1 protein-coding gene is annotated in these 274 nt (G+C 51.8%); it reads left to right on the forward strand.

Translation table 11 applies throughout. From position 1 onward, the window contains the following. On the forward strand, positions 1-274 hold a 274-nt coding region (locus R0J87_RS20275; protein WP_498888508.1), incomplete at both ends, for a type II secretion system F family protein.

A 274-nucleotide genomic window follows, 5' to 3' on the forward strand; every position in this document is an offset into this window, starting at 1 on the left:
AGGCAGAGAACCGGCGCTTTTCACCAATATTTGCGTCATTTCTCGCCGTTAGTGACGCAGCCAGCGATCCGATCTCTCAGTTGTCCGAACTCGCGCTTTTCTTTCGACGCCAAGGTCATATGCGCCAGAAAATCATGTCCGCACTGATCTATCCCGCTATTTTGGTACTTGCGGCAATCTGCCTGCTACTTGTTGTAATTCTGTACCTTGCGCCGAACTTGGCACCACTTTTTGCTTCGGTAGGCAAAGCACCGCCGGGGACGCTTGGTACATT

Origin of the sequence: Halomonas sp. SIMBA_159, assembly GCF_046536035.1 — a bacterium.
Taxonomy (GTDB): domain Bacteria; phylum Pseudomonadota; class Gammaproteobacteria; order Pseudomonadales; family Halomonadaceae; genus Vreelandella; species Vreelandella venusta_A.